The sequence below is a fragment of the Modestobacter sp. VKM Ac-2986 genome, from assembly GCF_026967795.1.
Classification (GTDB): domain Bacteria; phylum Actinomycetota; class Actinomycetes; order Mycobacteriales; family Geodermatophilaceae; genus Modestobacter.
In genome coordinates this window covers 125,713-146,518 of sequence record NZ_JAPVBH010000007.1, presented here as the reverse complement: position 1 = coordinate 146,518, position 20,806 = coordinate 125,713, and the positions used below count along the sequence as shown (strand labels likewise).

Here is a 20,806-nt window from a genome sequence, read left to right as displayed (position 1 = left end):
GTGGGGCGACGGCGTGGTGACACTCACGCCTCCGCGACACGCATCGGTCGCACCCGGCTGGCACGGTGGAAGTCAGCGCCCGAGGTCGTGTGCTCTCCGACCCCCGCCCGCCGCACCCCGGTGCCGCGCGTGCTCCTGCGCCGCGCGTTCTCCCGTGAAGGTCCTCATGTCCGTTCCCGGTCCCTCCCCGTCCCGTACCCGGACCCCGTCCCGACTCCGCGCACCCGGGGTCCGGACGGCACCACCCTCGCTGTCCCGGCTGCGCGTCGCCGTCGCCGTCCTGTTCGGTCTCGACGGCTTCGTCTTCGGCAGCTGGGCGGCCCGCGTCCCCGACGTCAGCGCCGCGACCGGCGCCGGCCACACCGCGCTCGGCGTGGCCCTGCTCTGCCTGTCACTCGGCGCGCTGGCGTGCATGCAGCTCAGTGCCGCGGTGTGCCGCCGGTTCGGCACCGGCAGGACCAGCGCGCTGGCCGGGATCGGCGCGAGTGCCTGTGCAGCCCTCCCCGGCTTCGCCACCTCGGTGCCGGCACTGTGCGCGACCCTGCTCGTCTTCGGCGCCACCACCGGCGCGGTCAACGTGGCCGCCAACAGCGTCGGCGTCCGGGTCGAGGCACGGGCCGGACGGCCGCAGCTCTCCGGCCTGCACGCCGCCTTCAGCGCCGGCGGACTGCTCGGCGCGCTGATCGGCGGGTTGGCCTCCGCCGTCGTCGGCGTCGCGCCGCACCTGGTCGGAGTGGCCCTGGTGGGCCTGGCCGCGATGACCTGGGTGGGGCCGGTCCTCGTCGCCTCCGACGCCGGCCGGCCGGGAGCCGAGCCGCTCGTCGTCCCCGGCGGTGCCGCGCCGGGACGGCGGCCGACCGGTGTCCTGGTGCTGCTGGGTTCCGTGGCCGGGGCGACCGCCTACGGGGAGGGCGCCCTCAGCGACTGGGGTGCCCTGCACCTGCGTGAACAGGTGCACGCTGCCCCGGCGCTCGCCGCGGCGGGCTACGCCGGGTTCTCCTCGGCGATGGCCGTGGGCCGGCTGGCCGGTGGCCGCCTGGTGGTCGCGGTCGGTGAGCGGCGGCTGTTGGTCGGCGGCGCGCTCCTGGCCGCGGCCGGGGCCCTGGCCGCGGTCACGACGTCGTCCCTGCCGGTGGCGCTGGCCGGGTTCGTCCTCGTCGGGCTCGGCCTGGCGAACGTGTTCCCGCTGGCCATCGCCCGGGCCGGTGCGCTCGGCGGCCCCTCCGGCGTGGCCCTGGCCACCACGGTGGGCTACACCGGCCTGCTCGGCGGACCGCCGGTGATCGGTCTCCTCGCCGAGCGTGCCGGGCTGCCCACCGCGCTCGGCACGGTCGCGGTGATGGCCGTGCTCGCCGCTGTCCTGGTGCTGGGCATCGAGGGCTCCGCAGTCCGGCGTCCGGTGCTGCCCGCGATCCCGGGCTGGGCGCAGCCGGTGCTCTTCGGGCGACGCCCGGTCGCGGTCCAGCTCCGCCCGGGCGGTGAAACCGCCCTGGCGTCTCGGGTGCGCAGCGGGGCGGGCAACTACATCCGCGACCTCGAGCTGCTCGAGGTGGGCTGACCCCGCCGCTGGCCGGCGGGTCGTGCAGGGGCGAAGCTGAGTCCCCATGACCACCCCTCCCGTGCACCTGTCGACCTGGCCGACGCCGCTGGACCCCGCGCCCCGGTTGGCCGTCGCCCTCGGGCTGGAGCCCGGCGACCTGTGGCTCAAGCGTGACGACCTGACCTCCTTCGCCGGGGGCAACAAGGTGCGCAAGCTCGAGCACCTGGTCGGCGAGGCGGAGGCGGCCGGGGCCACGGTGCTGGTCACCACCGGGGGCGTGCAGTCCAACCACGCCCGGATGACCGCGGCCGCCGCGGCCGTGCGCGGGCTGTCGTCGGTCCTCGTGCTCACCGGCGCCGCCGACGCCGCCCGGCCGGGCAACCTGGCGCTGGAGGAGCTGTTCGGCGCCCGGGTGGTGCTGGTGCCCCCGGGCGAGGACGCGCAGGCACGGATCGCCGCCGTCACCGTCGAGCTCCGGGACGCCGGCGAGGTGCCCGCCGTCCTGCCGCTGGGCGGCTCCACGCCGACGGGTGCCCGCGGCTACCTGGCCTGCGCCGGGGAGCTGGCCGAGCAGGCGCCGGACCTGGACACCGTCGTCGTCGCCGTCGGCTCCGGCGGCACGATGGCCGGCCTGGTCGCCGGGCTCGGCGCGGAGCGGGTGCTGGGCGTCGACACGGGTGCGGTGCCCGACCCCGCGGAGCGGGTCACCGAGCTGGCCACCGCGCTGGGCGCGACCGTCGGCGGGCTGCGGCTGCGGCGGGACCAGGTGGGGGAGGGCTACGGCGCGCTCACCGAGGCCGGTGCGACCGCGATGCGGACCGCGGCGCGCACCGAGGGCCTGGTGCTGGAGCCGGTCTACACGGGCAAGGCGATGGCCGGGCTGACGGCCGCGGTCGCCGACGGCAGCGTGCGGCCCGGGCGGCGCACGGTGTTCCTGCACAGCGGCGGGCTGCCGGGGCTGTTCGGCCACCCGTACGCCGCCGAGCTGGCGTCCCGGGCGCTGGGGAGTGCGTGAACGCCGTGTTCCGTTCCGTCGCACCCCGTTGACTCCTCGCCCGCGGAGGCGGTGAGGTGGGCCGGTGACCATCCGCCGGACGACGCTGGGCGGGCACACCCACGAGTTCGCCTCGCTGTCGGACCTGCTGGCGAAGGCCACACCCGCCCGCTCCGGTGACGTCCTCGCCGGGATCGCCGCGGAGTCGCAGGCCCAGCGGGTCGCCGCACAGCTGGTGCTCGCCGACGTCCCGCTGGCCACGTTCCTGACCGAGCAGGTGGTCGGCTACGACGAGGACGACGTCACCCGGCTGGTCCTCGACACCCACGACCCGCTGGCCTTCGCCCCGGTCGCCGCGCTGACCGTGGGGGAGTTCCGCGACTGGCTGCTGGCCCGCGCCGCCGAACGTGACGAGACCGCGATCAGCTCGCTGGCCCGCGGCCTCACCCCGGAGATGGTGGCCGCGGTGTCCAAGCTGATGCGCACCGCCGACCTGGTCGCCGTGGCTCGTCGCACCCGCGTCGTCACCGGCTTTCGCAGCACGCTCGGCCTGCCTGGGCGGATGGCGTCGCGGCTGCAGCCCAACCACCCCACCGACGACCCGGTCGGGGTGACCGCCTCGATCCTGGACGGGCTGCTGCACGGCAGCGGGGACGCCGTCATCGGGATCAACCCGGCCACCGACTCCCCGGCGCAGACGGTCGCGCTGCTGGAGCTGGTCGACGCGGTGATCGGCCGCTACGAGATCCCCACCCAGTCCTGCGTGCTGGCCCACGTGACCACCACGCTGCGGGCGCTGGAGGCCGGCGCCCCGGTCGACCTGGTGTTCGCCTCGATCGCCGGCACCCAGGCGGGCAACCGCGGCTTCGGGATCACCCTGGACCAGCTGGCCGAGGCCCGTGCCGGCGCGCTGGCGCTGGGCCGCGGCACGGTGGGGCGGCAGGTCACCTACTTCGAGACCGGGCAGGGCTCGGCGCTGTCGGCCGACGCGCACCGTGGCGTCGACGGCCGGGCGGTCGACCAGCAGACCCTGGAGTGCCGCGCCTACGCCGTCGCCCGGCACTTCGACCCGCTGCTGGTCAACACCGTGGTCGGCTTCATCGGCCCGGAGTACCTCTACGACGGCAAGCAGGTGGTGCGGGCCGGGCTGGAGGACCACTTCTGCGGCAAGCTGCTCGGCCTGCCGATGGGCGTGGACGTCTGCTACACCAACCACACCGACGTCGACGGCGACGACACCGACGCCCTGCTGCTCCTGCTCGGCGCCGCGGGCTGCGCGTTCGTCATCGCCGTCCCCGGCTCGGACGACGTGATGCTGCACTACCAGTCGCTGTCGTTCACCGACGTGCTCACCGCCCGGTCGGTGCTGGACCTGCGCCCCGCCCCGGAGTTCGAGGCGTGGCTGGCGCGGATGGACCTGCTCGACGACACCGGCCGCGTCCGCGACCTGGCGCCGGACTCCGTGCCCGCCCGCGCCCTCCTCGCCGCCGCCCGCCCGTGACCGACCACGACAGGGAGGAAGTGGCCACTTCCGCCCCTGAGGGCGACCCGTGGGCGGTGCTGCGGAGGGCGACGCGGGCGCGGGTGGCGCTGGGGCGGGCCGGGGACGGGCTGCCGACGGCGCGGGAGCTGGAGTTCCGGGCCGCGCACGCCGCCGCCCGGGACGCCGTGCACACCGCCCTGGACGCCGACCGGGTGCGCGCTGCACTGACCGCGGCGGGCGTCGGGCTGGACGTGCTCGAGGTGCACAGCGCGGCACCGGACCGCACCACCTACCTGCAGCGCCCGGACCTGGGACGACGGCTGGCGCCGGGCACGGAACTGCCCGCCGGGGAGCACGACCTGGCGCTGGTGGTCGCTGACGGGCTCTCGCCCCGGGCGGTGCACGAGCACGCCGCGGGCACGGTCGCGGCGGTGCTCGAGCGGCTGCCCGGGTGGTCGGTGGCGCCGGTGGTGCTGGCGCACCAGGGGCGGGTGGCCCTCGGTGACCCGGTCGGGCAGGCGCTGGGCGCGGCGATCGTCGTCGTCCTCGTGGGGGAGCGGCCCGGGCTGAGCTCGGCGGACAGCCTCGGGCTGTACCTGACGCACGGGCCGCGGCCGGGCCGGGCGGACTCCGAGCGCAACTGCATCTCCAACGTCCGGCCGCCGCACGGGCTCGGGTACGCGCAGGCCGCGGACACCCTGGTGGCGCTGCTGCAGGCGTCCCGGCAGCTGGGCGCCTCGGGCGTGGTGCTCAAGGACGAGGGGACGGCGCTCGGGAGCTGAGCCGTCCCCTCGTCCAGGCGTGATCCGGCCCCGCGAAGGGGCCCTGAGTCAGCTGGCGTACGAGCCGGAGCTGAGGTCCTCCAGCAGCGACGGGCCGGTCGGGGCCCAGCCGAGCTCGGCGCGGGCCTTGGCGCCGGTGGCCTGCTGGGAGATGTCCAGCGCGCCGGCCAGCGGACCCAGGCGGGCCTCGGTCTCGGCCTCGGTGGAGGGCACCGTGCGCTCGTCGAGCCCGGCGCCGCGGGACGCCGCCGCACCGATCTCGGCCACCGTCGGGTTCACACCGCTCACGCCCAGGTAGTACGCGCCGGGCGCGGCCTCGGTGAGCGCGGCGACGTAGAGCCGGGCGAGGTCCTCGGTGTGCACCGTGGTCCAGGTCTGCTCGCCGCTGCCGGGCAGCACCAGGGCGCCGTCGTCGGTGCGCGGGCCGTCCTTGACGACGTTCGGCAGGCCGAGGCCCCGGCCGTACACGATGCCGGGGGCGATGACGACCGAGCGCACGCCGTCGTCGGCCGCGGCCCGCACCCGGGCGTCCAGCGGCAGCCGCCAGGCGGTCAGCGCCGGCGGGGCGAGGGGGGTGTCCTCGTCGATCGTGCCCGCGCCGTGCACCCACACACCGCTGGTGTGCACGTAGGGCTTGTTGCTGCCGGACAGCGCGGGCAGGACGGCGTCGAGGAGGGCGGCGTCCCGGTCGGCGTCCTTGCCGTCGGCGGTGGCCGCGGTGTGGACGAAGCCGTCGGCGGCGCGGGCGGCCTCGGCGAGCAGCGCGGTGTCCTCGACCGACCCGCGGACGACGGTCGCGCCCGCGGCCTGCAGTGCCCGCGCGGAGGCGTCGCTGCGGGCCAGCGCGTGCACGTCGTGGCCGTCGGCCAGCAGGGCGGTGAGGAGGGCGGAACCGACGAGCCCGGTGCCACCGGTGAGGAAGACGTCCATGTCCGGTCCAAGAGCGGCGCGGGCGCGCCGATTCCCTCAGTACCGGCGCAGCGGGCCGATCCGCATCACCGCGCTGAGCGCGGCCTCCAGCGGGTGGCGGCGCGGGGGCTCCACCTCGGCCGGCCAGTCCGGTGCCAGGTCCGGGTCGAGGGAGGCGCTGGCCGTCTCGGCCACCCGGCCCTGCAGCCGGGCCCGCACCTCCTCGGCCGAGTAGGCCCGCCGCGACCTCTCGTGGCGGGCCAGCACCGCACCGGTCGCGGCGACTCCGACGATCCCGGCGACTCCGAACAGCTTCGACAGGCGCATGAGGCGGTAGCGTAGTGACGTGGCTCACTCCCGTGTGGTCTCCCGTGCGTCCGTGCCGGCCCTGTCGCTCGCCGAGGCCGTCGACCTGACCCGCACCGGCGACATCTGGGTCTTCCGCGGGGCGTCGCTGGCCGACCGGGCGATCCAGACGGTCACCAACGCCCCGGTCAACCACGTCGGCATGGCCGTCGTCCTCGAGGACCTGCCGCCGCTGCTGTGGCACGCCGAGCTCGGGCACTCGCTGGTCGACGTGTGGTCGGGCCGGCACCAGCGCGGCGTGCAGCTGCACGACCTGTCCGACGCCGTCTGCGTGTGGGCCAAGCGCTACGGCCAGCAGGGCTGGCTGCGCCAGCTGGTCGGCCCGGCCGACGACGGCGGGGTGACCCGGGAGATGGAGGACGGCGCCCTGCGCACCATCGCCCGGCTCGACGGCAAGCCGTTCCCGACCACGCGGCACCTGGCCCGCGGCTGGGTCAACGGCAGGCTGCGCCGGCACCAGAGCAACGACACCGTCTTCTGCGCCGAGCTGGTGGCCGCCACCTACACCGCGATGGGCCTGCTGGCCGCCGGCCGGCCGCTGGCCGCCTACGACCCGGGGAGCTTCTGGTCCGGCGACGACCTGCCGCTGGTGGGTGCGCAGCTGGGCACCGAGATCCGGGTCGACGTCCCGTCCGGCCCGGTCTGCGGCTGAGCGGTCCGGTCGCCTGTGCCGCGGGGTGAGGGCACGAGTCGCCAGGCGACGACGGCCGCAACGACCAGCAGCACGGCGGCGATCGCCGACGTCACCTGCATGGCGGAGCCGAACGCCGTGCGGGCGGCGGTGAGCAGCTCGTCGTCCAGGGCCGCGGCGGAGGCGGTGGCGAGCGACTCCCGCGCGGCGCCGGCCTCGGCCGGCGGCAGGGCGGTGAGGTCGGGCAGGGCTGCCCGGTACACCAGGGTGTGCAGCGTGCCGAGCAGGGCGATGCCCAGCGCGATCCCGAGCTCGTAGGACATCTCCGACAGCGCCGACGCAGCACCGGCCCGGCGCGGCGGCACGGCACCCAGGACGGCGTCCGTGGCGGTGGTGAACGTGACGCCGATGCCCAGGCCGACGATCACCAGGCCGACGGCCAGCCACGCATACCCTGCCGCCCCCTCCGCGACCGCGAGGACCGCCATCCCTGCGGCGGCGACGAGGAGCGCGAGACCGAGGGTGCGGCCCAGGCCGAGCCGGGCGACGAGCGGGGCCACGATGGCGACCACCGCGACCGCGGCGATGGTCAGCGGCAGCTCGCGCAGCCCGGCATGCAGCGGTGACCAGCCCTGCACCAGCTGCAGGTACTGGGAGAAGAAGAACAGCAGCCCGCTGAAGGCGAAGACCGCGATCAGGCTGGCCAGCAGCGTCCCGCTGAACGCCGGCCGAGCGAACAGGGTGACGTCGACCAGGGGGCTGGTGAGCCGGCGCTGCCGGCGCACGAACGTCAGCCCGCTGGCCAACCCCAGGACGACGGTGGCCAGCCCCGCGAGGTCGGCGCCGGACTGCGCGGTGTGCTTCACCGCCCACACCAGCGGGACGATCGACAGCACCGACAGTGCAGCGCTGGGCAGGTCGAACCGCCCGGGCCGGGGGTCGCGGGACTCGGGCACCAGGAGCGCGACGGCCACCAGGACCCCGGCCATGACCGGGAGGTTGATCAGGAACACCGACCCCCACCAGAAGTGCTCGAGCAGCGCGCCGCCGATCAGGGGTCCCAGTGCGGCGCCGCCCGAGCTCCCGGCGGCCCAGACGGCGATGGCCCGGGTCCGCTGCCGGGCGTCGGGGAACAGGTTGCGGATGATCGACAGCGTCGAGGGCATCAACGTCGCGCCGGCCACGCCCAGCAGCACGCGGGCGGCGATGAGCCAGCCGGCGGTGGGGGCGAACGCAGCGAGCAGCGACGCCAGGCCGAAGCCGGTGACCCCGATCAACAGCAGCCGGCGGCGCCCGAGCCGGTCGGCGAGCGTGCCCATGCTGATCAGCAGGCCGGCCAGGGCGAAGGAGTACGCGTCGCCGATCCACAACAGCTGGGTGGCCGACGGTGCGAGGTCGGCGGTGAGGGCGGGGGCGGCCAGGGCCAGGACGGTGCCGTCCACCGCCAGCAGGGTCACCGCGAGCGTGAGCGCACCCACCGCGGCCCACGTCCGGGCGCGCACCGGAGGTGTGCCGGCCGCTGTCTGGTCGGTGCCTGGGATGGAGGACGACATGACGCCACTCTACCGACCATCTGGTCGGTTGTACCGACCAGATGGTCGGGAGGATGATGTGACGTCCACCGCTGCCCGTCCCGGGTGGCGCAGGACGACGGAGAGCCGATGTCAGCTCCTGTGCGGGACACCGCCCGGACCCGTCGCGTCGTGCTCGACGCGGCCGCCGCGGTGGTCACCGAGCACGGCGCCGGGGTCAGCCTCGACGCCATCGCCCGCCGGGCCGGGATCTCCAAGGGCGGGCTGCTGCACCACTTCCGCTCCCGGGAGCAGCTGCTGGTGGCCGTCGCCGAGGACCTGCTGGAGCACTTCGCCGTCGCCGTGCGCGAGGCCACCGAGCCGACCGACCACGCACCGGGCCGGCTGGTCCGCGGCTACGTCCGCGCGTGCTTCGATGAGCTGCGCACCGACCAGCCGGTGCCCGAGCACCTCCTGCTCGGCGCCGCGCTCGTCGGGGTGCCCGGGGTGCGCGAGCTGCTGCGCGCCGACGCGCGCCGCTGGCGTGCGGCGTTCGCCGCCGACGGGCTGGACCCGCAGCGTGTCCTGCTGCTCACCGCCGCCGCCGACGGCGCCGGGCTGGCCGGGGTCTTCGAGGGTGACCTGGACCCCGAGCGACTGCAGCGCGTGCGGGACCTCCTGCTCGCCCTCAGCCGGGAGGACGGGCCACTGGTGGCCGGCGACGTCCCGCCGGACGGGAACTGAGCCCGGAAGGGGTCAGACCCGCACCCAGCGCTCCACCAGCTCGACGATCGCCGCCTCCTTCGCCGCGACGTCCGCGCTGTCGCCGAGGGTGAGCACGGCCCGGTCGGTGTCGGCCCAGCGCAACAACCCCGTGTCGTCGGGGAAGGTGAAGCCCGCGGTGTCCTGCGGCCGGGCGCCGCGGTGGAACACCAGCTGCAGGTGGTCGACGGGGAAGAGCCGGAAGGTCACCCGGTCGACACCGGCGGCGCAGAAGCTGGGCGCCCGCCACTTCACGTGCTCGGTGAGGTCGGCGGCCGAGGCCATGATCGCCGCGCGGAGCCGGCGGACGTCGTCGGCGCGGGGGTGGTCGAGCTCGGCGAGGAACTCCTCGACCGTCTGCTGTGCCATGCACCCAGGGTCCTCTCCGCCTACGCCCGGTGGTGCACCGCGGTCGCTGCGTCACCGCCCAGCACCAGCTCGCCGTCCCGCTCGCCGGCCAGCGCCGGGTCGTGGGTCACGCAGACGACCAGCCGGTCGGCCAGCGCCCGGCGCAGGTCGGCCACCAGGGCGGCGGCCGTCGGCGGGTCCAGGTGCGCGGTCGGCTCGTCGAGCAGGACGACGTCCCGGTCGGCCAGCAGCGCCCGGGCCACGGCGAGCCGGCGGCGCTCCCCGCCGGACAGCGAGGTGCCGCCGGCTCCGACCGGGGTGTCCAGGCCCGCGGGCAGCTCGGCCAGCAGGCCGCCGAGACCGGCGTCGGTCAGCGCCCGGCGCATCGCCTGCTCGCCGTCGGCGCCGGCGAGCTCTCCGCGCGGGCGGGCCAGCGCCAGGTTGGCCCGCAGCGTCGCGTCGAACACGTGCGCGTCCTGCGGGCACCAGGCGACGGCGCCCTGCACGTCGGCGCGGGCCAGCCGGTCGACCGGCACCGGACGGCGGCCGTCGCCCAGCACGTACTCGCCCGACGTGGGCCGCAACGAGGCCATCAGCACCGACAGCAGCGTCGACTTGCCCGACCCCGATGGGCCGGTGACCACCAGCCAGCCGCTGCCCGCGGTGGCCACCAGGTCCAGGTCGGTGAGCACGGCGGGGCGGCCGGGCCAGCCGGCGGTGAGGTGCTCGGTGGCCAGCTCGCGCACCGGCCGCGGGACGGCGAGCCGGTCGGCCGGCGCGGGGTCGGTGGCGACCGGCTCGGCCAGCACGGCCTCCACCCGGGCGCGGGCGTCGCGCCAGGCGAGCCGGTACCGGGCGGCGGCGCCGATCGCGGTCAGCGGCTCCAGCATCGCCAGCGGCGCCAGGGTCAGGACGGCGGCGACCGGGGCGGACAGCTCGCCGGCGCGCACCGCGGCCCCGGCCACGCCGAGCGCCAGGACGGCGGCGGCGCCGGTGGCCAGCACCGCGACCGCGTCGGCGGCGGCGGCCGCGGCGGCACCGGCCTGCGCGGCCCGGCCCTGCCGGCGGCCCAGCGCGTCGAGCCGGTCGACCTCACCGGGGACCAGGCCGTGCACCCGCAGGTCGGCGGCGGCCTCGAGGGTGGCGCTGGTCTCGCGCAGAGTCACCGTCTGCAGCTCCGCGGCGGTGTGGGCGACGCCGCGGTCGGCCCACCGGTGCACCGCGAGGACGGCCAGCACCGCGGCGGCCACGACCGCGCCGACCAGCAGCCCGGCCCGGGCGTCGAGCGCGGTCAGCGCCGCCGTCGCCCCGGTGAGCACCACGGCCGACACCAGCGGCGGGGTGACCACCCGCACCGACAGGTCCTGCAGCAGGCCGACGTCGCCGACCACCCGGGCCAGCGCTCGGCCCGGCGTCCGGTCGGCGGCCGGGCCCTGCGCGATGAGCGCACTCCACAGCCGCAGCCGGGTGCGCGACGCCAGCTGGAACGCCGCGTCGTGGCTGGCCAGCCGCTCCAGCCAGCGCAACACCGCTCGTCCGAGGCCCGAGCCCCGGACGGCGACGATGGCGATCATCAGGGTGAGGATCTGCGGCTGCTCGGCGGCCCGGACGATCAGCCAGCCCGACACCGCGGTCAGCGCGATGCCGAAGCCCGAGGACGCCGCCCCGGCGGCGACCGCCCGCGCCACGGCCCGCCGCGGCCAGGCGAGCCCCGCCGTCCCGACCGCCGTCCCGGCCGTCGTCCCGGCCGTCGCCCCCGGCTCGGCGGCGTCCGGCTCGGTCCCGACGGGGGCGAACGTGGCCACTTTCGCCCCCGGCGTGGTCGCGGCCGGGACGGTGGTGAGGGCCGGGACGCCGGGGCGCGCGGGCAGCTCGACGGTGCGGTCGGCGAGCGCGGCCAGCGCGGGCTCGTGGGTGACCAGGACGGTGCACAGCGAGCCGCGCAGCCCGTGCAGCAGCTCGGCGACCCGGGCGGTGGCGGCGGCGTCGAGGGCCGCGGTGGGCTCGTCGAGCAGCAGCACCCGGGCGCCGCGCTGCACCCGCACCAGCGCACGGGCCAGCGCGACCCGCTGCAGCTCACCGGGGGACAGCGTGCGGCAGGCCCGGTCGCGCAGGTGTGCAGCCCCCACCCAGGCCAGGGCGGTGGCGGCGAGCTCGGGAGCGCGGTCGGCCGGGCCGGCATGCCGGAGCAGCTCCTCGAGCACGGTGTCGGCGACGGTCACCGGGAACTGCGGGACGACGGCGACGTCGGCCGGCCGCAGCACGGTGCCGGTGACCTGCGCGGTGCCGCCGTCGGCCAGCTGACCGGCGAGGACGGCGAGCACCGTGGACTTGCCCGAGCCGCTGGGGCCGCGCAGCGCGACCAGCTCACCGGGGGCGACGGCGAGGTCGACGTCGTCCAGGGCGGGGGTGCCGCGGCCGGGGAAGGTGACGGTGAGGCCGGTGACGGTGACCCCGCGCAGACCACCCTCGGGCAGCGCGCCGACGACCGGCCGGGGCGCGGGGGTGGCCAGGACGGCGCGGGCGGCGGCGGCGGCCTCGGCGGCGTCCTCGGAGGCGTGGTGCGCCGAGCCGAGCGCGCGCAGCGGGGCGAAGGCCTCCGGCGCCAGCAGCAGGGCGAGCAGCCCGACGGAGAGGTCGAGGGTGCCGTGGGTCAGCCGCAGGCCGACGGTGACGGCGACCAGCGCGACGGACAGGGTGGCCAGCACCTCGAGCACCAGCGCGGACAGGAAGGCCACGCGCAGGGTGGCCAGGGTCCGGCGGCGGTGGTCCTCGCCCAGGTCGGCGAGCGCGCCCAGCTGGTCGGCGGCGCGGCCGAGGCCGACCAGCACCGGCAGGCCGCGGACCAGCTCGGCGACGTGCCCGGCGATCCGGTCGAGTGCGCGGGCGGCCTGGGCGGTCTCGTCGCGGGTGTGCAGCCCGACCAGCGCCATGAACAGCGGCACCAGCGGCAGGGTGACCGCGACCAGCACCGCCGACAACCAGTCGGTGATCCCGAGGACGAGCAGCAGCACCGGCGGGACGACGACGGTCTGCGCCAGCGCCGGCAGGTAGGTGGCCAGCGCGGGCCCGAGGTCGTGCAGCCGGGTGGTGGCCAGCACTGCGGCCGGGCCGGTGCCGCCGGCGGTGGTCACCGCCTCGCCCTCGCCGTCCAGCAGCCGGGTGAGCAGCTGCCGGCGCAGGGCGTCCTCGGCGCGGCGGGCGTCGCGGGTGGCGAGCACGGCGCCCAGCCCACCGGCCGCGGCCCGCAGCACGACCCCGCCGAGTGCCACCGCCAGCGCCGTCCCGGGCACCACGCCGTCGAACACGTCGGCGATCGCGCGGGCCAGGCCGGCGGCGAGCAGGACCACGCCGACGGTCTGCACCAGTGCGACCAGTGCGGCCCGGACCAGCGCGCCGGTCAGGCCCGGCACCCCGGCCAGCGCCCCCAGCGGGCCGCGTCCCGCCCCCGGCCGCGCGCTCATGCGTCGATCTTCTCCGCGTGCGGGGTCTCCGGCTCGGCGGACAGGCGCGTGCGGAACACCCAGTAGGTCCACGCCTGGTAGCCGAGCACGACCGGGAGCCCGAAGCCGGCGGCCCAGGTCATGATCGTGAGTGTGTAGTCGCTGACCGAGGCGCCGGTGACGGTGACGTCGAAGGCGCTGCTGATCGTGGAGGGGAGGACGACGGGGAACGCGGCGCCGAAGATCGTCGCGGTCGAGGCCAGGAGCACCACCGACCAGGCGGCGAAGGCCTGGCCCTCGCGGTCGACCCGGATCCGGGCCCAGGTGACCAGCACGGCCAGCGCGGCGACCAGCCAGACGAACGCGGTGATCGCGGTGCCGCCGCGCAGGTGCACCAGACCGGCCCAGGCCAGCAGCGGCAGGGCCGCGACCAGTGCCCAGCGCTGGGCGAAGGCCCGGGCGGCCAGCCGCAGCGGGCCGTCGGTCTTCAGCGCCAGGAACACCGCGCCGTGCACCAGGGAGAACCCGAGGACGGCGACCGCCCCGAGCACCGCCGGCCAGCCGAGCCCGGAGAAGGCCCCGCCGACCCGGGTGCCGTCGGCGTCCAGCGGCAGGCCCAGCGTCGTCGCCCCCAGAGCCGCACCGATGCCCAGCGCGGCGATCAGCGAGCCGGTGGTGATGACCCGGGTCCAGGTGGCGTCCCACTGCTCGGTGTGGTGGCTGTGCCGCCACTCGAAGGCGACCGCGCGGATGATCAGGCCGACCAGCACCAGCACGAAGGGCAGGTACAGCGCCGGCAGCCAGCTGGCGTACCAGCCGGGGAAGGCGGCGAAGACCGCACCGACCGCGGTGACCAGCCAGACCTCGTTGCCGTCCCAGAGCGGGCCGATCGAGCGCAGCATCAGGTGCCGGTCGGCCTTGCTGCGCCCCAGCACCGGCAGCAGGGCGGCGACGCCGAAGTCGAAGCCCTCCAGCAGCAGGAAGCCGGTCCAGAGCACCGCGACGGCGACGAACCAGACGGTCTGCAGGTCCATGGTCAGCACTCCCTAGTACGCGAAGGACAGGACGTCGTCGTCGGTGCGGTCCCGGCCGCCGGGCTGGTCGTCGTCCGGCGTCCCCTCGGGGGTGTGCCCCGGGGTGGGGGCGCCGTCGCCGGTGGTGATGCCGCCGCGGACGAACCGGACCAGCAGCCAGGCCTCGACGACGGCCAGGGCGCCGTAGAGGACGGTCAGCGTGCTCAGCGAGGTGAGCACCTCCGCGGCGCTGACGCCGGGGGAGACGGCCTGGGCGGTGAAGAAGTACACCTGCTCGGCGCGGGGGACGTCGGGGTTGGGGTAGACGACGAAGGGCTGGCGGCCCATCTCGGTGAAGACCCACCCGGCCGCGTTGGCCACGAAGGGCGCGGCGACGGCGGCGAGCGAGCCGTAGACGGCGATCGGGTTGGTGGGCACCCGGCCCTTGCGGGTCGCCCACAGGGCGTAGGCGCCGACGGCCGCGGACACCATGCCCATGCTGATCATCAGCCGGAAGTTCCAGTAGGTGACCGCCAGCAGCGGGGTGTAGTCGATCTCCTCGCCGGCCTTGTCGCCGAAGCTCGGGTCGTCGGGGTAGGTGGCGCCGTAGGCGGCGGCGTACTCCTGCTGCAGCTCGTTGACGCCGGGGACAGCGGTGGAGAAGTCACCGTGCGCCAGGTAGGAGAGCAGGTAGGGGACGGTCCAGGAGTGGACGTCGTCGCACTCGTTGGAGCCGATCTTGCCGATGGCGAAGATCGAGAACGGTGCCGGCGCCTCGGTGGTGCACAGCGCCTCGGCGGAGCTCATCTTCAGCGGCTGCTGCTGGTACATCAGCTTGGCCTGGTAGTCGCCGGTGACCGCGGTGAGGATGAACGCCGCGACGGAGACGTAGCCGCCCAGGCGCACCGAACGGCGCCACACGGAGTGGTCGACGTCGGTGCTGGGGGCGCCGGCGAGCGTCCGCTTGCGCAGGTGCCACAGGCCCACGCCGACCAGCGCGGCGCCGGCGACCATGAGCGCGGCGACGAGGGTGTGGCTGAAGGCGGCCAGTGCGGTGTTGTTGGTCAGCACGGCGAGGAAGTCGACCTGCTCGGGGCGGCCGGTGGCGTCGTCGGTGATGACGCCGACCGGGTGCTGCATCCAGGAGTTGGCCGCGATGATGAAGAACGCGCTGACGATCGAGCCGATGACCGCCGCCCACAGGGTGGCCAGGTGCACCTTCTTCGGGATGCGGCCCCAGCCGAAGATCCACAGGCCCAGGAAGGTGGACTCGAGGAAGAAGGCCAGCAGCGCCTCCATGGCCAGCAGCGAGCCGAAGACGTCGCCGACGAAGCGGCTGTACTCGCTCCACGCCAGGCCGAACTGGAACTCCTGCACGAGGCCGGTGGCCACGCCGAGCACGAAGTTGATCAGGTAGATGCGGCCCCAGAAGCGGGTCATCCGCAGCCACTCGGGCTTGTCGGTGCGCACCCACATGGTGTGCATGACCGCGACCAGGATCCCCAGGCCGATGGTCAGCGGGACCATGAGGAAGTGGTAGACGGTGGTGATGCCGAACTGCCAGCGGGCGATGTCCAACACGTCCACGGCGACCTCCCCGGTTCCTGTCGTACGATCTACACACTCTTTCTTCGCCCAGTAGAAGACCTTTTCTACGCATCGTAGAAGACGCGCCGTGTGACCTGCCTGACAGGAGATCGATGAACACCCTGGGGGACCTGGAGCGCTCCGTGCTGGAGCACCTGTGGGCCGTCGGCGGCCCGCGTACGGCCACCCAGCTCAAGGACGACCTGGCCGACCGCGGCCTGGCGCTGACCACCGTGCACACCGTGCTCACCCGGCTGGAGTCCAAGGGCTTCGTGGCCCACGACGACGCCCGGCCGCGGCAGTTCCGCGCCGTGGGCACCCGTGAGGAGCACGTGGCCGGCTTGATGCACGAGGTGCTCGGGCAGGCCGGTGACCGGCAGGCCGCGCTGGCCCGCTTCGTGGGCGGCGTCGACGCGGCCGAGGTGGCGATGCTGCGCGAGCTGCTCGCCGGCGCCGACCGGGACCGCCTCGGCTGACCGTGCTCCCCGCCACCGCGATCGCTCTCGGCGTGCTCGCGGCCCTGCTGGCCTGGCCGGTGCCCGCCGCGCTGGCCCGCGCCGCCTGGCCGCGCCGCGACCCGCTGGTGGCACTGGTCTGCTGGCAGGCGATCGGCCTGGCCGGTGGTCTGTCGATCATCGGCGCGCTGCTGGTGCACGGGCTCTCGCCGTGGGGCCACTCGCTGCCGGAGGCGTGGTGGCACTGGGTCACCCGGCAGCCGGCGGAGGAGACGGTGCGCGGTGACCACTGGGTCGCCCAGACCCTCGCCGCAGTGCTGGCGCTGGAGCTGCTCGGCGTCCTGCTGCTGTCCTTCGTGCGCACCTCGCGCACCCGGAAGCGGCACCGCGAGCTGCTCGAGCTCGTCGTCCGGTCGGTGCCCGGCGAGGACACCCGGCTGCTGGACCACCCCGCACCGATCGCCTTCTGCATCCCCGGGGCGCGGCCGCTGCTGGTGCTGTCCTCGGGCATCGTCGCCGAGCTCGACGGCCCGCAGCTGGACGCCGTGATCGCCCACGAGCGGGCCCACCTGCGCGAGCACCACCACCTGCTGCTGCTGCCGTTCGTGGCCTGGCGCGCGGCGCTGCCGGTGCTGCCGGCCGCCGACCGGGCGCACGACGCGGTGCGCGACCTGGTGGAGATGCGGGCCGACGACGTCGCGCTGACCTCGTTGGGCTGCTCCGACCCGCGGCACACCCTGGCCGCGGCGATCGTGGCCGCCGCCGGAGGAGCGGGCGGTCAGGTGCCCGAGGGTGCGCTGGCCGTCGCCGGGGGGTCGGTCGCGGTACGGGTCCGCCGGCTGCTCGCCCCCGCCCACCCGCTGCCGCTGGCCGCCCGCGCGGCGGCGCTGCTGTGCGCGCTGGCCCTGCTGCTCGTCCCGCCCCTGCTCCTGGTGCTCCCCGCCGTCGTCTGAGGAAGGACCACCCTTCCCCCCACGCCTCGCAGGCTCGCCGCGGGACCCTGAAGGGCGGCCGAGAGCCAGGAGCCCCGCCCGCGGCGGCGGTGCACGCGTTTCGTCTGCAGTGCACGTGCTGCAGCGCGCGCACTGCGAACGATCGGCGTGCGTTGCGGTCAGCCGGCGTCGCGGTCGCGGAGCTCCTGGCGGGCGGTGTCGCGTTCGGCCCGGGCGGTGTCCCGGTCGGTGGCGGCCTCGGCGAGGTCGTCCTGCAGCTGCACGATCACCTGTGCTGAGCCGAGCAGGTGACCGTCGTCGAGGAGTCCGCGCACCCGGGCGGCGAGCTCCAGCTGGTGGCGGGAGTAGCGGCGGTGGCCGCCGGCGGAGCGGTGCGGGTGCAGCACGCCGGCGGAGTCCAGGCTGCGCAGGAAGGCGGCCTGGACGCCGAGCAGCTCGGCCGCCTGGCTCATGGTGAGCACCGGGTGGTCGGGGTCGTCCAGCGACCGCAGCGGGTCGGTGCTCATCGGGCCTCCGGGCGTACGGACGACGGGAGGGGCGGAGCCGGCCGGCTCCGCCCCTCCCGGGGTGTGGGTGCGGTCAGCTCTCGACCGCGGGCTGCTCGCCCTCGATGGTGTGCGCCTGCACCGCGGCCGGGGTGTCGGCCCGGGTCACGGTGATCGTGCGGGACTTCGCCTTCTCGGCCACCGGGATGCTCACGGTCAGCACCCCGTCGTGGTAGCTGGCCTCGAGCCGGTCGGTGTCCAGGCTGCGGCCGAGCACCAGCTGCCGGGTGTAGCTGCCGAAGGGACGCTCGGCGACCTGCCACTGCGCGCCGTCCAGCTGCGGCACCGAGCGCTCCGCGCTGATCGTCAGCGTGGTGCCCTCCAGCGACATCTCGATCGAGCCCGGGTCGACCCCGGGCAGGTCGAAGTGGGCGACGAAGTTGTCACCGATCCGGTACGCGTCCATCGGCATCCCGGCGACCGGGTGGGCCGTGGTGGTGCCCGCGCGGCCGGCGAGCTGGTCCAGCGCCCGGAACAGCGACGAGGCGTTGGCGAACGGGTCGTGGGAAGTCAGCGCCATGGCTGTGCACCTCCGTGTCGTGCGGTCTCTCTGCGATCGGTGCCGCTTGGTATCTCCAGCGGCGACTACAGATTACCTCACTCGACGACCCGAGCAAACATCTCGTGCGGAGATTTCTCGTCAGCGTGGTGGTGCGGAGCCCTCGTGGGCGGTCGAGCCGTGTGCGGTGGACCCGTGGTCGGCGTCCTGCCGGTCGGCGTCGGGGTGCGGGACGGTCCGGTGGTCGTCGAGGTCGGGTGTCGCGTCGTCGTCCCGGCGGTGCTCGGGCCGGTCGAAGGTGACGTGCACCTGCTCGAAGCCCTTGCTGCGCTGCGCCTTGGCCTGGCCGGTGTAGCTGCGCTTGTCGCCGGCGGTGAGGTCGACGGCGTCGGTGAAGGGAGTCAGCAGGGCGCGCGGGTGCAGCTTGTCGACCCGCACCACGTTGATCTCCACGCACAGCACCCCGATGACCGAGGCCAGGTAGAGGAAGGCGAGCAGTCCGAGGACCAGGGCGAAGACGCCGTTGGTGGCGCTGGCGTTGGAGACCACGTGGCCGACGTAGCCGACGCCGAAGGTCTGCAGCAGCTGCCACAGGACGGCGGCGAGCAGGGCGCCGGGCAGCACCTGCCGGACGGTCAGGTGCCGGGCGGTGGCCAGCCGGAAGGCGAAGACGAAGACCACGGCGTTGACCCCGATGGAGCCGACCAGGGAGACGATCCGCAGTGCGGTGCCCATCGACCCGGCGTTGCCCGCGCCGAGGGTCGACAGCGCCGTCGTCCCGATCACGGCCAGGCCGGCCGTCGCCAGCAGCAGCAGGCTGCGGCCGCGGGCGAGGAAGGGGTTGGGCCGGCTGTTGCGCGGCACCGCCCAGGCGGTGTTCATCATGTGCTGCACGGCCTGGGCCACGCCGAGCCCGCCGTACAGCGCGCCCAGGATGCCGACGACGACGCCGATGACGCCACCGCTGAGCTCCTCGGGGCTGCCCAGCTGGTCACCGACGACGGGGAACTGGCTCAGTGCCGAGTCCAGCAGCCGCTCTTGCAGCTCCGGGTCCCCGGACAGCACCTGCGCCAGGATCGTGGAGAACAGCAGCAGCAGCGGGAAGAGGGAGACGAAGGCGTAGTAGGTGATCAGCGCGGCGAGGTAGGGCCCGGAGTCGTCGACGTACTTGTAGACGACGGCGATCGGGAACCCGGCGGCCTTGTGCCGGCGCTGGAGCCCGTCCAGCCGGTCGGTGAGTGACACCGGCGCAGTGCACCACGACGAACGGTCGTGCACCACGGGAGGGGGGCCCCGCGGTCAGCCCGGCAGGTCGGCCCCGGTGAGCGCCGCCGAGGCGGACCACAGCCGGCGCGCGAGCTCGCCGTCGGAGGCGGCCGGGCTGCGGCCGTCCAGGGTCGGTGCGCCGCGCATCAGCCGGCCGGAGGGGCCGGTGAAGCTGCCGCCGGGCAGGTCGGCGGTGGCGGCCATCAGCACCGGCAGGGCGCCCTGCGCACCGCTGGTCGCGATCACCCGGTTGCCCACGGCCAGCGCGGCGTCCTTGAACCGGTTGCCCGACTGCCCCTGCAGGTTGGTCGCGGCCCAGCCGGGGTGTGCGGCCGTGGCCCGCACCGGCGACCCGGCGGCGGTGAGCCGGCGCTGCAGCTCCAGCGTGAACAGCAGGTTGGCCAGCTTGGACTGGGCGTAGGCGCCCTCGGGGGAGTAGCGGCGCCGCTCCCAGTTGAGGTCGTCGAGTTCGATCCGCCCGCGGTGGTGCAGGAAGGAGGAGACGGTCACCACCCGGTCGGTGACGTGCGGCAGCAGCAGGCAGGTCAGCGCGAAGTGACCGAGGTGGTTGGTGCCGAACTGCAGCTCGAAGCCGTCGGCCGTCCGGCCGGCCGGGACGTGCATGATCCCGGCGTTGTCGACCAGGACGTCGATCGGCCCGGTCCACGCGGCGGCGAACGCGCGCACCGAGGCCAGGTCGGCCAGGTCCAGCTGCCGCACCTCGACGTCGCCGGTCAGCCCAGCAGCGGCACGCTCGCCGCGGGCGGGGTCGCGGACCGCCAGCACCACCCGGGCGCCGGCGGCGGCCAGGGCGCGGGCGGTCTCCAGGCCCAGCCCGCTGTTGGCGCCGGTGACCACCGCGGTGCGCCCGGTCTGCGGCGGGATGTCAACGGTCGTCCACGGGGTGCCCATGACCGGCGACTCTAGGTGCGCCGGGCGACCACCGCGGTGGTCAGGACCTGCTCGACCAGCGGCCCGGTCTGCCGGTCGAGCTCGTCCTCCAGCGCCTGCCGCAGGCCACCGGAGGTCAGCGCGTCGCCGGGCAGGGCGCTGCCGAGGTGGCCGAGGACCCAGGCGGCGTCCACGGGGTGGTCGGCCCGCCAGCTGCTGACCCGCACGGTGAGCCCCTGAGCCTCCAGCAGCCCGACCCGGTCGGCCAGGGCGGCGGCGTCGCTGCCGCAGGTGGCGGTGACCGGGCCGAGGAACTGCTCGAGGACGGCGCGCACCGCCTGCTGCCACGGTGCGCCGCCCAGCCACAGCGGCGGCCCCTGGGTCACCACAGCCAGCCCGCCGCCGGGCCGCAACAGCGCCGCTCCGGCGGCCAGGGCCGAGGCCTCGTCGGTCCAGTGCAGCGCGTTGCCCACCACCAGCGCCCCGAGCGGCGGCAGCACCCGGCCCAGCTGCGGCAGGTCGGTGTCGGCGCCGAGCACGGCCACCACGCCCGGCAGGCCGCGGTCCCGCAGCCCGGTGAGCATCCCGGGCTCCGGGTCGACCGCCACGGCGCCGGCGCAGTGGGGGAGCAGCGGGGCGGTGAGCTGCCCGGTGCCGCAGCCCAGGTCGAGCAGCAGGTCGTCCGCGGTCAACCCGAGCTGCGCGGCGAGCTCGGCGGCCTGGTCGGAGGGGAGGTCGCGGCGGAAACGGGCGTAGAGCCGGGCGGTCTCCCCGGCGAAGTCGGCGCTCATGCGCGCACCGTGCCCTGTGTGCGGTCTATCCGGCCGC

The 20,806-nt window shown here is 75.8% G+C and carries 20 protein-coding genes; 8 read left to right on the top strand and 12 right to left on the bottom strand.

From position 1 onward, the window contains the following. The first annotated feature begins 166 nt into the window (after positions 1-166). The 4 genes from O2W14_RS17735 (at position 167) to eutC (ending at position 4,799) form a co-directional block, all read left to right on the top strand. Positions 167-1,558: an MFS transporter gene (locus O2W14_RS17735; RefSeq protein ID WP_269177444.1), complete on the top strand. Its 1,392-nt coding sequence runs from the start codon at positions 167-169 to the stop codon at positions 1,556-1,558. Between the two features lie 46 nt (positions 1,559-1,604). Next, on the top strand, positions 1,605-2,555 hold the full coding sequence (locus tag O2W14_RS17730; protein ID WP_269177443.1) for a D-cysteine desulfhydrase family protein: 951 nt from the start codon (positions 1,605-1,607) through the stop codon (positions 2,553-2,555). A gap of 64 nt (positions 2,556-2,619) precedes the next feature. Beyond that, the gene (locus tag O2W14_RS17725; RefSeq protein WP_269177442.1) at positions 2,620-4,035 is read left to right on the top strand and encodes an ethanolamine ammonia-lyase subunit EutB; all 1,416 of its coding nucleotides are present in this window, start codon (positions 2,620-2,622) and stop codon (positions 4,033-4,035) included. A gap of 20 nt (positions 4,036-4,055) precedes the next feature. Further along, on the top strand, positions 4,056-4,799 hold the full coding sequence (gene eutC, locus O2W14_RS17720) for an ethanolamine ammonia-lyase subunit EutC (protein WP_269177441.1): 744 nt from the start codon (positions 4,056-4,058) through the stop codon (positions 4,797-4,799). A gap of 48 nt (positions 4,800-4,847) precedes the next feature. On the opposite strand, the gene O2W14_RS17715 is transcribed toward eutC, so the two are convergent. Both O2W14_RS17715 and O2W14_RS17710 read right to left on the bottom strand, forming a co-directional pair. Then, complete coding sequence (locus O2W14_RS17715) at positions 4,848-5,729, bottom strand: NAD-dependent epimerase/dehydratase family protein (protein WP_269177440.1); 882 nt, start codon at positions 5,727-5,729, stop codon at positions 4,848-4,850. Between the two features lie 36 nt (positions 5,730-5,765). Next, positions 5,766-6,035, bottom strand: a complete 270-nt coding sequence (locus O2W14_RS17710) for a hypothetical protein (RefSeq protein ID WP_269177439.1) — start codon at positions 6,033-6,035, stop codon at positions 5,766-5,768. A 19-nt stretch (positions 6,036-6,054) separates the two neighbouring features. Between O2W14_RS17710 and O2W14_RS17705 the strand changes: the two genes are divergently transcribed. Continuing rightward, complete coding sequence (locus O2W14_RS17705) at positions 6,055-6,726, top strand: hypothetical protein (protein ID WP_269177438.1); 672 nt, start codon at positions 6,055-6,057, stop codon at positions 6,724-6,726. Here the strand turns inward: O2W14_RS17705 and O2W14_RS17700 are convergent. Next, on the bottom strand, positions 6,621-8,258 hold the full coding sequence (locus O2W14_RS17700) for an MFS transporter (RefSeq protein ID WP_269177437.1): 1,638 nt from the start codon (positions 8,256-8,258) through the stop codon (positions 6,621-6,623). The genes O2W14_RS17705 and O2W14_RS17700 overlap by 106 nt on opposite strands. 108 nt (positions 8,259-8,366) lie before the next feature. Between O2W14_RS17700 and O2W14_RS17695 the strand changes: the two genes are divergently transcribed. After that, complete coding sequence (locus O2W14_RS17695) at positions 8,367-8,960, top strand: TetR/AcrR family transcriptional regulator (RefSeq protein ID WP_269177436.1); 594 nt, start codon at positions 8,367-8,369, stop codon at positions 8,958-8,960. Between the two features lie 12 nt (positions 8,961-8,972). Here O2W14_RS17695 and O2W14_RS17690 read toward each other — a convergent pair whose 3' ends face one another. The 4 genes from O2W14_RS17690 to O2W14_RS17675 are packed head-to-tail and all read right to left on the bottom strand — an operon-like array spanning position 8,973 to position 15,369. Further along, positions 8,973-9,347 carry a DUF1801 domain-containing protein gene (locus O2W14_RS17690; RefSeq protein ID WP_269177435.1) on the bottom strand — a complete coding sequence of 125 codons (375 nt, stop codon included), beginning with the start codon at positions 9,345-9,347 and terminating at the stop codon, positions 8,973-8,975. 20 nt (positions 9,348-9,367) lie between these two features. Next, positions 9,368-12,790: a thiol reductant ABC exporter subunit CydC gene (cydC, locus tag O2W14_RS17685; RefSeq protein ID WP_269177434.1), complete on the bottom strand. Its 3,423-nt coding sequence runs from the start codon at positions 12,788-12,790 to the stop codon at positions 9,368-9,370. After that, complete coding sequence (cydB, locus tag O2W14_RS17680; RefSeq protein ID WP_269177433.1) at positions 12,787-13,803, bottom strand: cytochrome d ubiquinol oxidase subunit II; 1,017 nt, start codon at positions 13,801-13,803, stop codon at positions 12,787-12,789. The genes cydC and cydB overlap by 4 nt, the downstream gene beginning before the upstream one ends. A 12-nt stretch (positions 13,804-13,815) precedes the next feature. Further along, positions 13,816-15,369 (bottom strand): cytochrome ubiquinol oxidase subunit I, encoded by a 1,554-nt coding sequence (locus O2W14_RS17675; protein ID WP_269177432.1) that lies wholly within the window; start codon positions 15,367-15,369, stop codon positions 13,816-13,818. A 113-nt stretch (positions 15,370-15,482) separates the two neighbouring features. Here O2W14_RS17675 and O2W14_RS17670 point away from each other — a divergent pair, with 113 nt between their 5' ends. Both O2W14_RS17670 and O2W14_RS17665 read left to right on the top strand, forming a co-directional pair. Further along, on the top strand, positions 15,483-15,845 hold the full coding sequence (locus tag O2W14_RS17670) for a BlaI/MecI/CopY family transcriptional regulator (protein WP_269177431.1): 363 nt from the start codon (positions 15,483-15,485) through the stop codon (positions 15,843-15,845). A 2-nt stretch (positions 15,846-15,847) separates the two neighbouring features. After that, positions 15,848-16,777 carry a M56 family metallopeptidase gene (locus O2W14_RS17665; RefSeq protein WP_269177430.1) on the top strand — a complete coding sequence of 310 codons (930 nt, stop codon included), beginning with the start codon at positions 15,848-15,850 and terminating at the stop codon, positions 16,775-16,777. A 158-nt stretch (positions 16,778-16,935) separates the two neighbouring features. Here O2W14_RS17665 and O2W14_RS17660 read toward each other — a convergent pair whose 3' ends face one another. The 5 genes from O2W14_RS17660 to O2W14_RS17640 all read right to left on the bottom strand — a co-directional run bounded on the left by O2W14_RS17660 (position 16,936) and on the right by O2W14_RS17640 (position 20,769). After that, on the bottom strand, positions 16,936-17,283 hold the full coding sequence (locus O2W14_RS17660; protein WP_269177429.1) for a helix-turn-helix domain-containing protein: 348 nt from the start codon (positions 17,281-17,283) through the stop codon (positions 16,936-16,938). A 73-nt stretch (positions 17,284-17,356) separates the two neighbouring features. Then, positions 17,357-17,842, bottom strand: coding sequence for an Hsp20/alpha crystallin family protein (locus tag O2W14_RS17655; protein ID WP_269177428.1), 486 nt, complete (start codon positions 17,840-17,842; stop codon positions 17,357-17,359). A gap of 120 nt (positions 17,843-17,962) precedes the next feature. Further along, on the bottom strand, positions 17,963-19,066 hold the full coding sequence (locus O2W14_RS17650; protein ID WP_269177427.1) for a YihY/virulence factor BrkB family protein: 1,104 nt from the start codon (positions 19,064-19,066) through the stop codon (positions 17,963-17,965). Between the two features lie 54 nt (positions 19,067-19,120). Next, positions 19,121-19,999 (bottom strand): oxidoreductase, encoded by an 879-nt coding sequence (locus O2W14_RS17645; protein WP_269177426.1) that lies wholly within the window; start codon positions 19,997-19,999, stop codon positions 19,121-19,123. Between the two features lie 11 nt (positions 20,000-20,010). Beyond that, positions 20,011-20,769, bottom strand: a complete 759-nt coding sequence (locus O2W14_RS17640) for a methyltransferase (RefSeq protein WP_269177425.1) — start codon at positions 20,767-20,769, stop codon at positions 20,011-20,013. Positions 20,770-20,806: the final 37 nt, after the last annotated feature.

Coding starts and splice junctions, on each gene's coding strand:
- O2W14_RS17735 (WP_269177444.1), top strand. CDS start 167: ATGTCCGTTCCCGGTCCCTCCCCGTCCCGTACCCGGACCCCGTCCCGA.
- O2W14_RS17730 (WP_269177443.1), top strand. CDS start 1,605: ATGACCACCCCTCCCGTGCACCTGTCGACCTGGCCGACGCCGCTGGAC.
- O2W14_RS17715 (WP_269177440.1), bottom strand. CDS start 5,729: ATGGACGTCTTCCTCACCGGTGGCACCGGGCTCGTCGGTTCCGCCCTC.
- O2W14_RS17710 (WP_269177439.1), bottom strand. CDS start 6,035: ATGCGCCTGTCGAAGCTGTTCGGAGTCGCCGGGATCGTCGGAGTCGCC.
- O2W14_RS17700 (WP_269177437.1), bottom strand. CDS start 8,258: ATGTCGTCCTCCATCCCAGGCACCGACCAGACAGCGGCCGGCACACCT.
- O2W14_RS17695 (WP_269177436.1), top strand. CDS start 8,367: ATGTCAGCTCCTGTGCGGGACACCGCCCGGACCCGTCGCGTCGTGCTC.
- O2W14_RS17690 (WP_269177435.1), bottom strand. CDS start 9,347: ATGGCACAGCAGACGGTCGAGGAGTTCCTCGCCGAGCTCGACCACCCC.
- cydC (WP_269177434.1), bottom strand. CDS start 12,790: ATGAGCGCGCGGCCGGGGGCGGGACGCGGCCCGCTGGGGGCGCTGGCC.
- cydB (WP_269177433.1), bottom strand. CDS start 13,803: ATGGACCTGCAGACCGTCTGGTTCGTCGCCGTCGCGGTGCTCTGGACC.
- O2W14_RS17670 (WP_269177431.1), top strand. CDS start 15,483: ATGAACACCCTGGGGGACCTGGAGCGCTCCGTGCTGGAGCACCTGTGG.
- O2W14_RS17660 (WP_269177429.1), bottom strand. CDS start 17,283: ATGAGCACCGACCCGCTGCGGTCGCTGGACGACCCCGACCACCCGGTG.
- O2W14_RS17655 (WP_269177428.1), bottom strand. CDS start 17,842: ATGGCGCTGACTTCCCACGACCCGTTCGCCAACGCCTCGTCGCTGTTC.
- O2W14_RS17645 (WP_269177426.1), bottom strand. CDS start 19,999: ATGGGCACCCCGTGGACGACCGTTGACATCCCGCCGCAGACCGGGCGC.
- O2W14_RS17640 (WP_269177425.1), bottom strand. CDS start 20,769: ATGAGCGCCGACTTCGCCGGGGAGACCGCCCGGCTCTACGCCCGTTTC.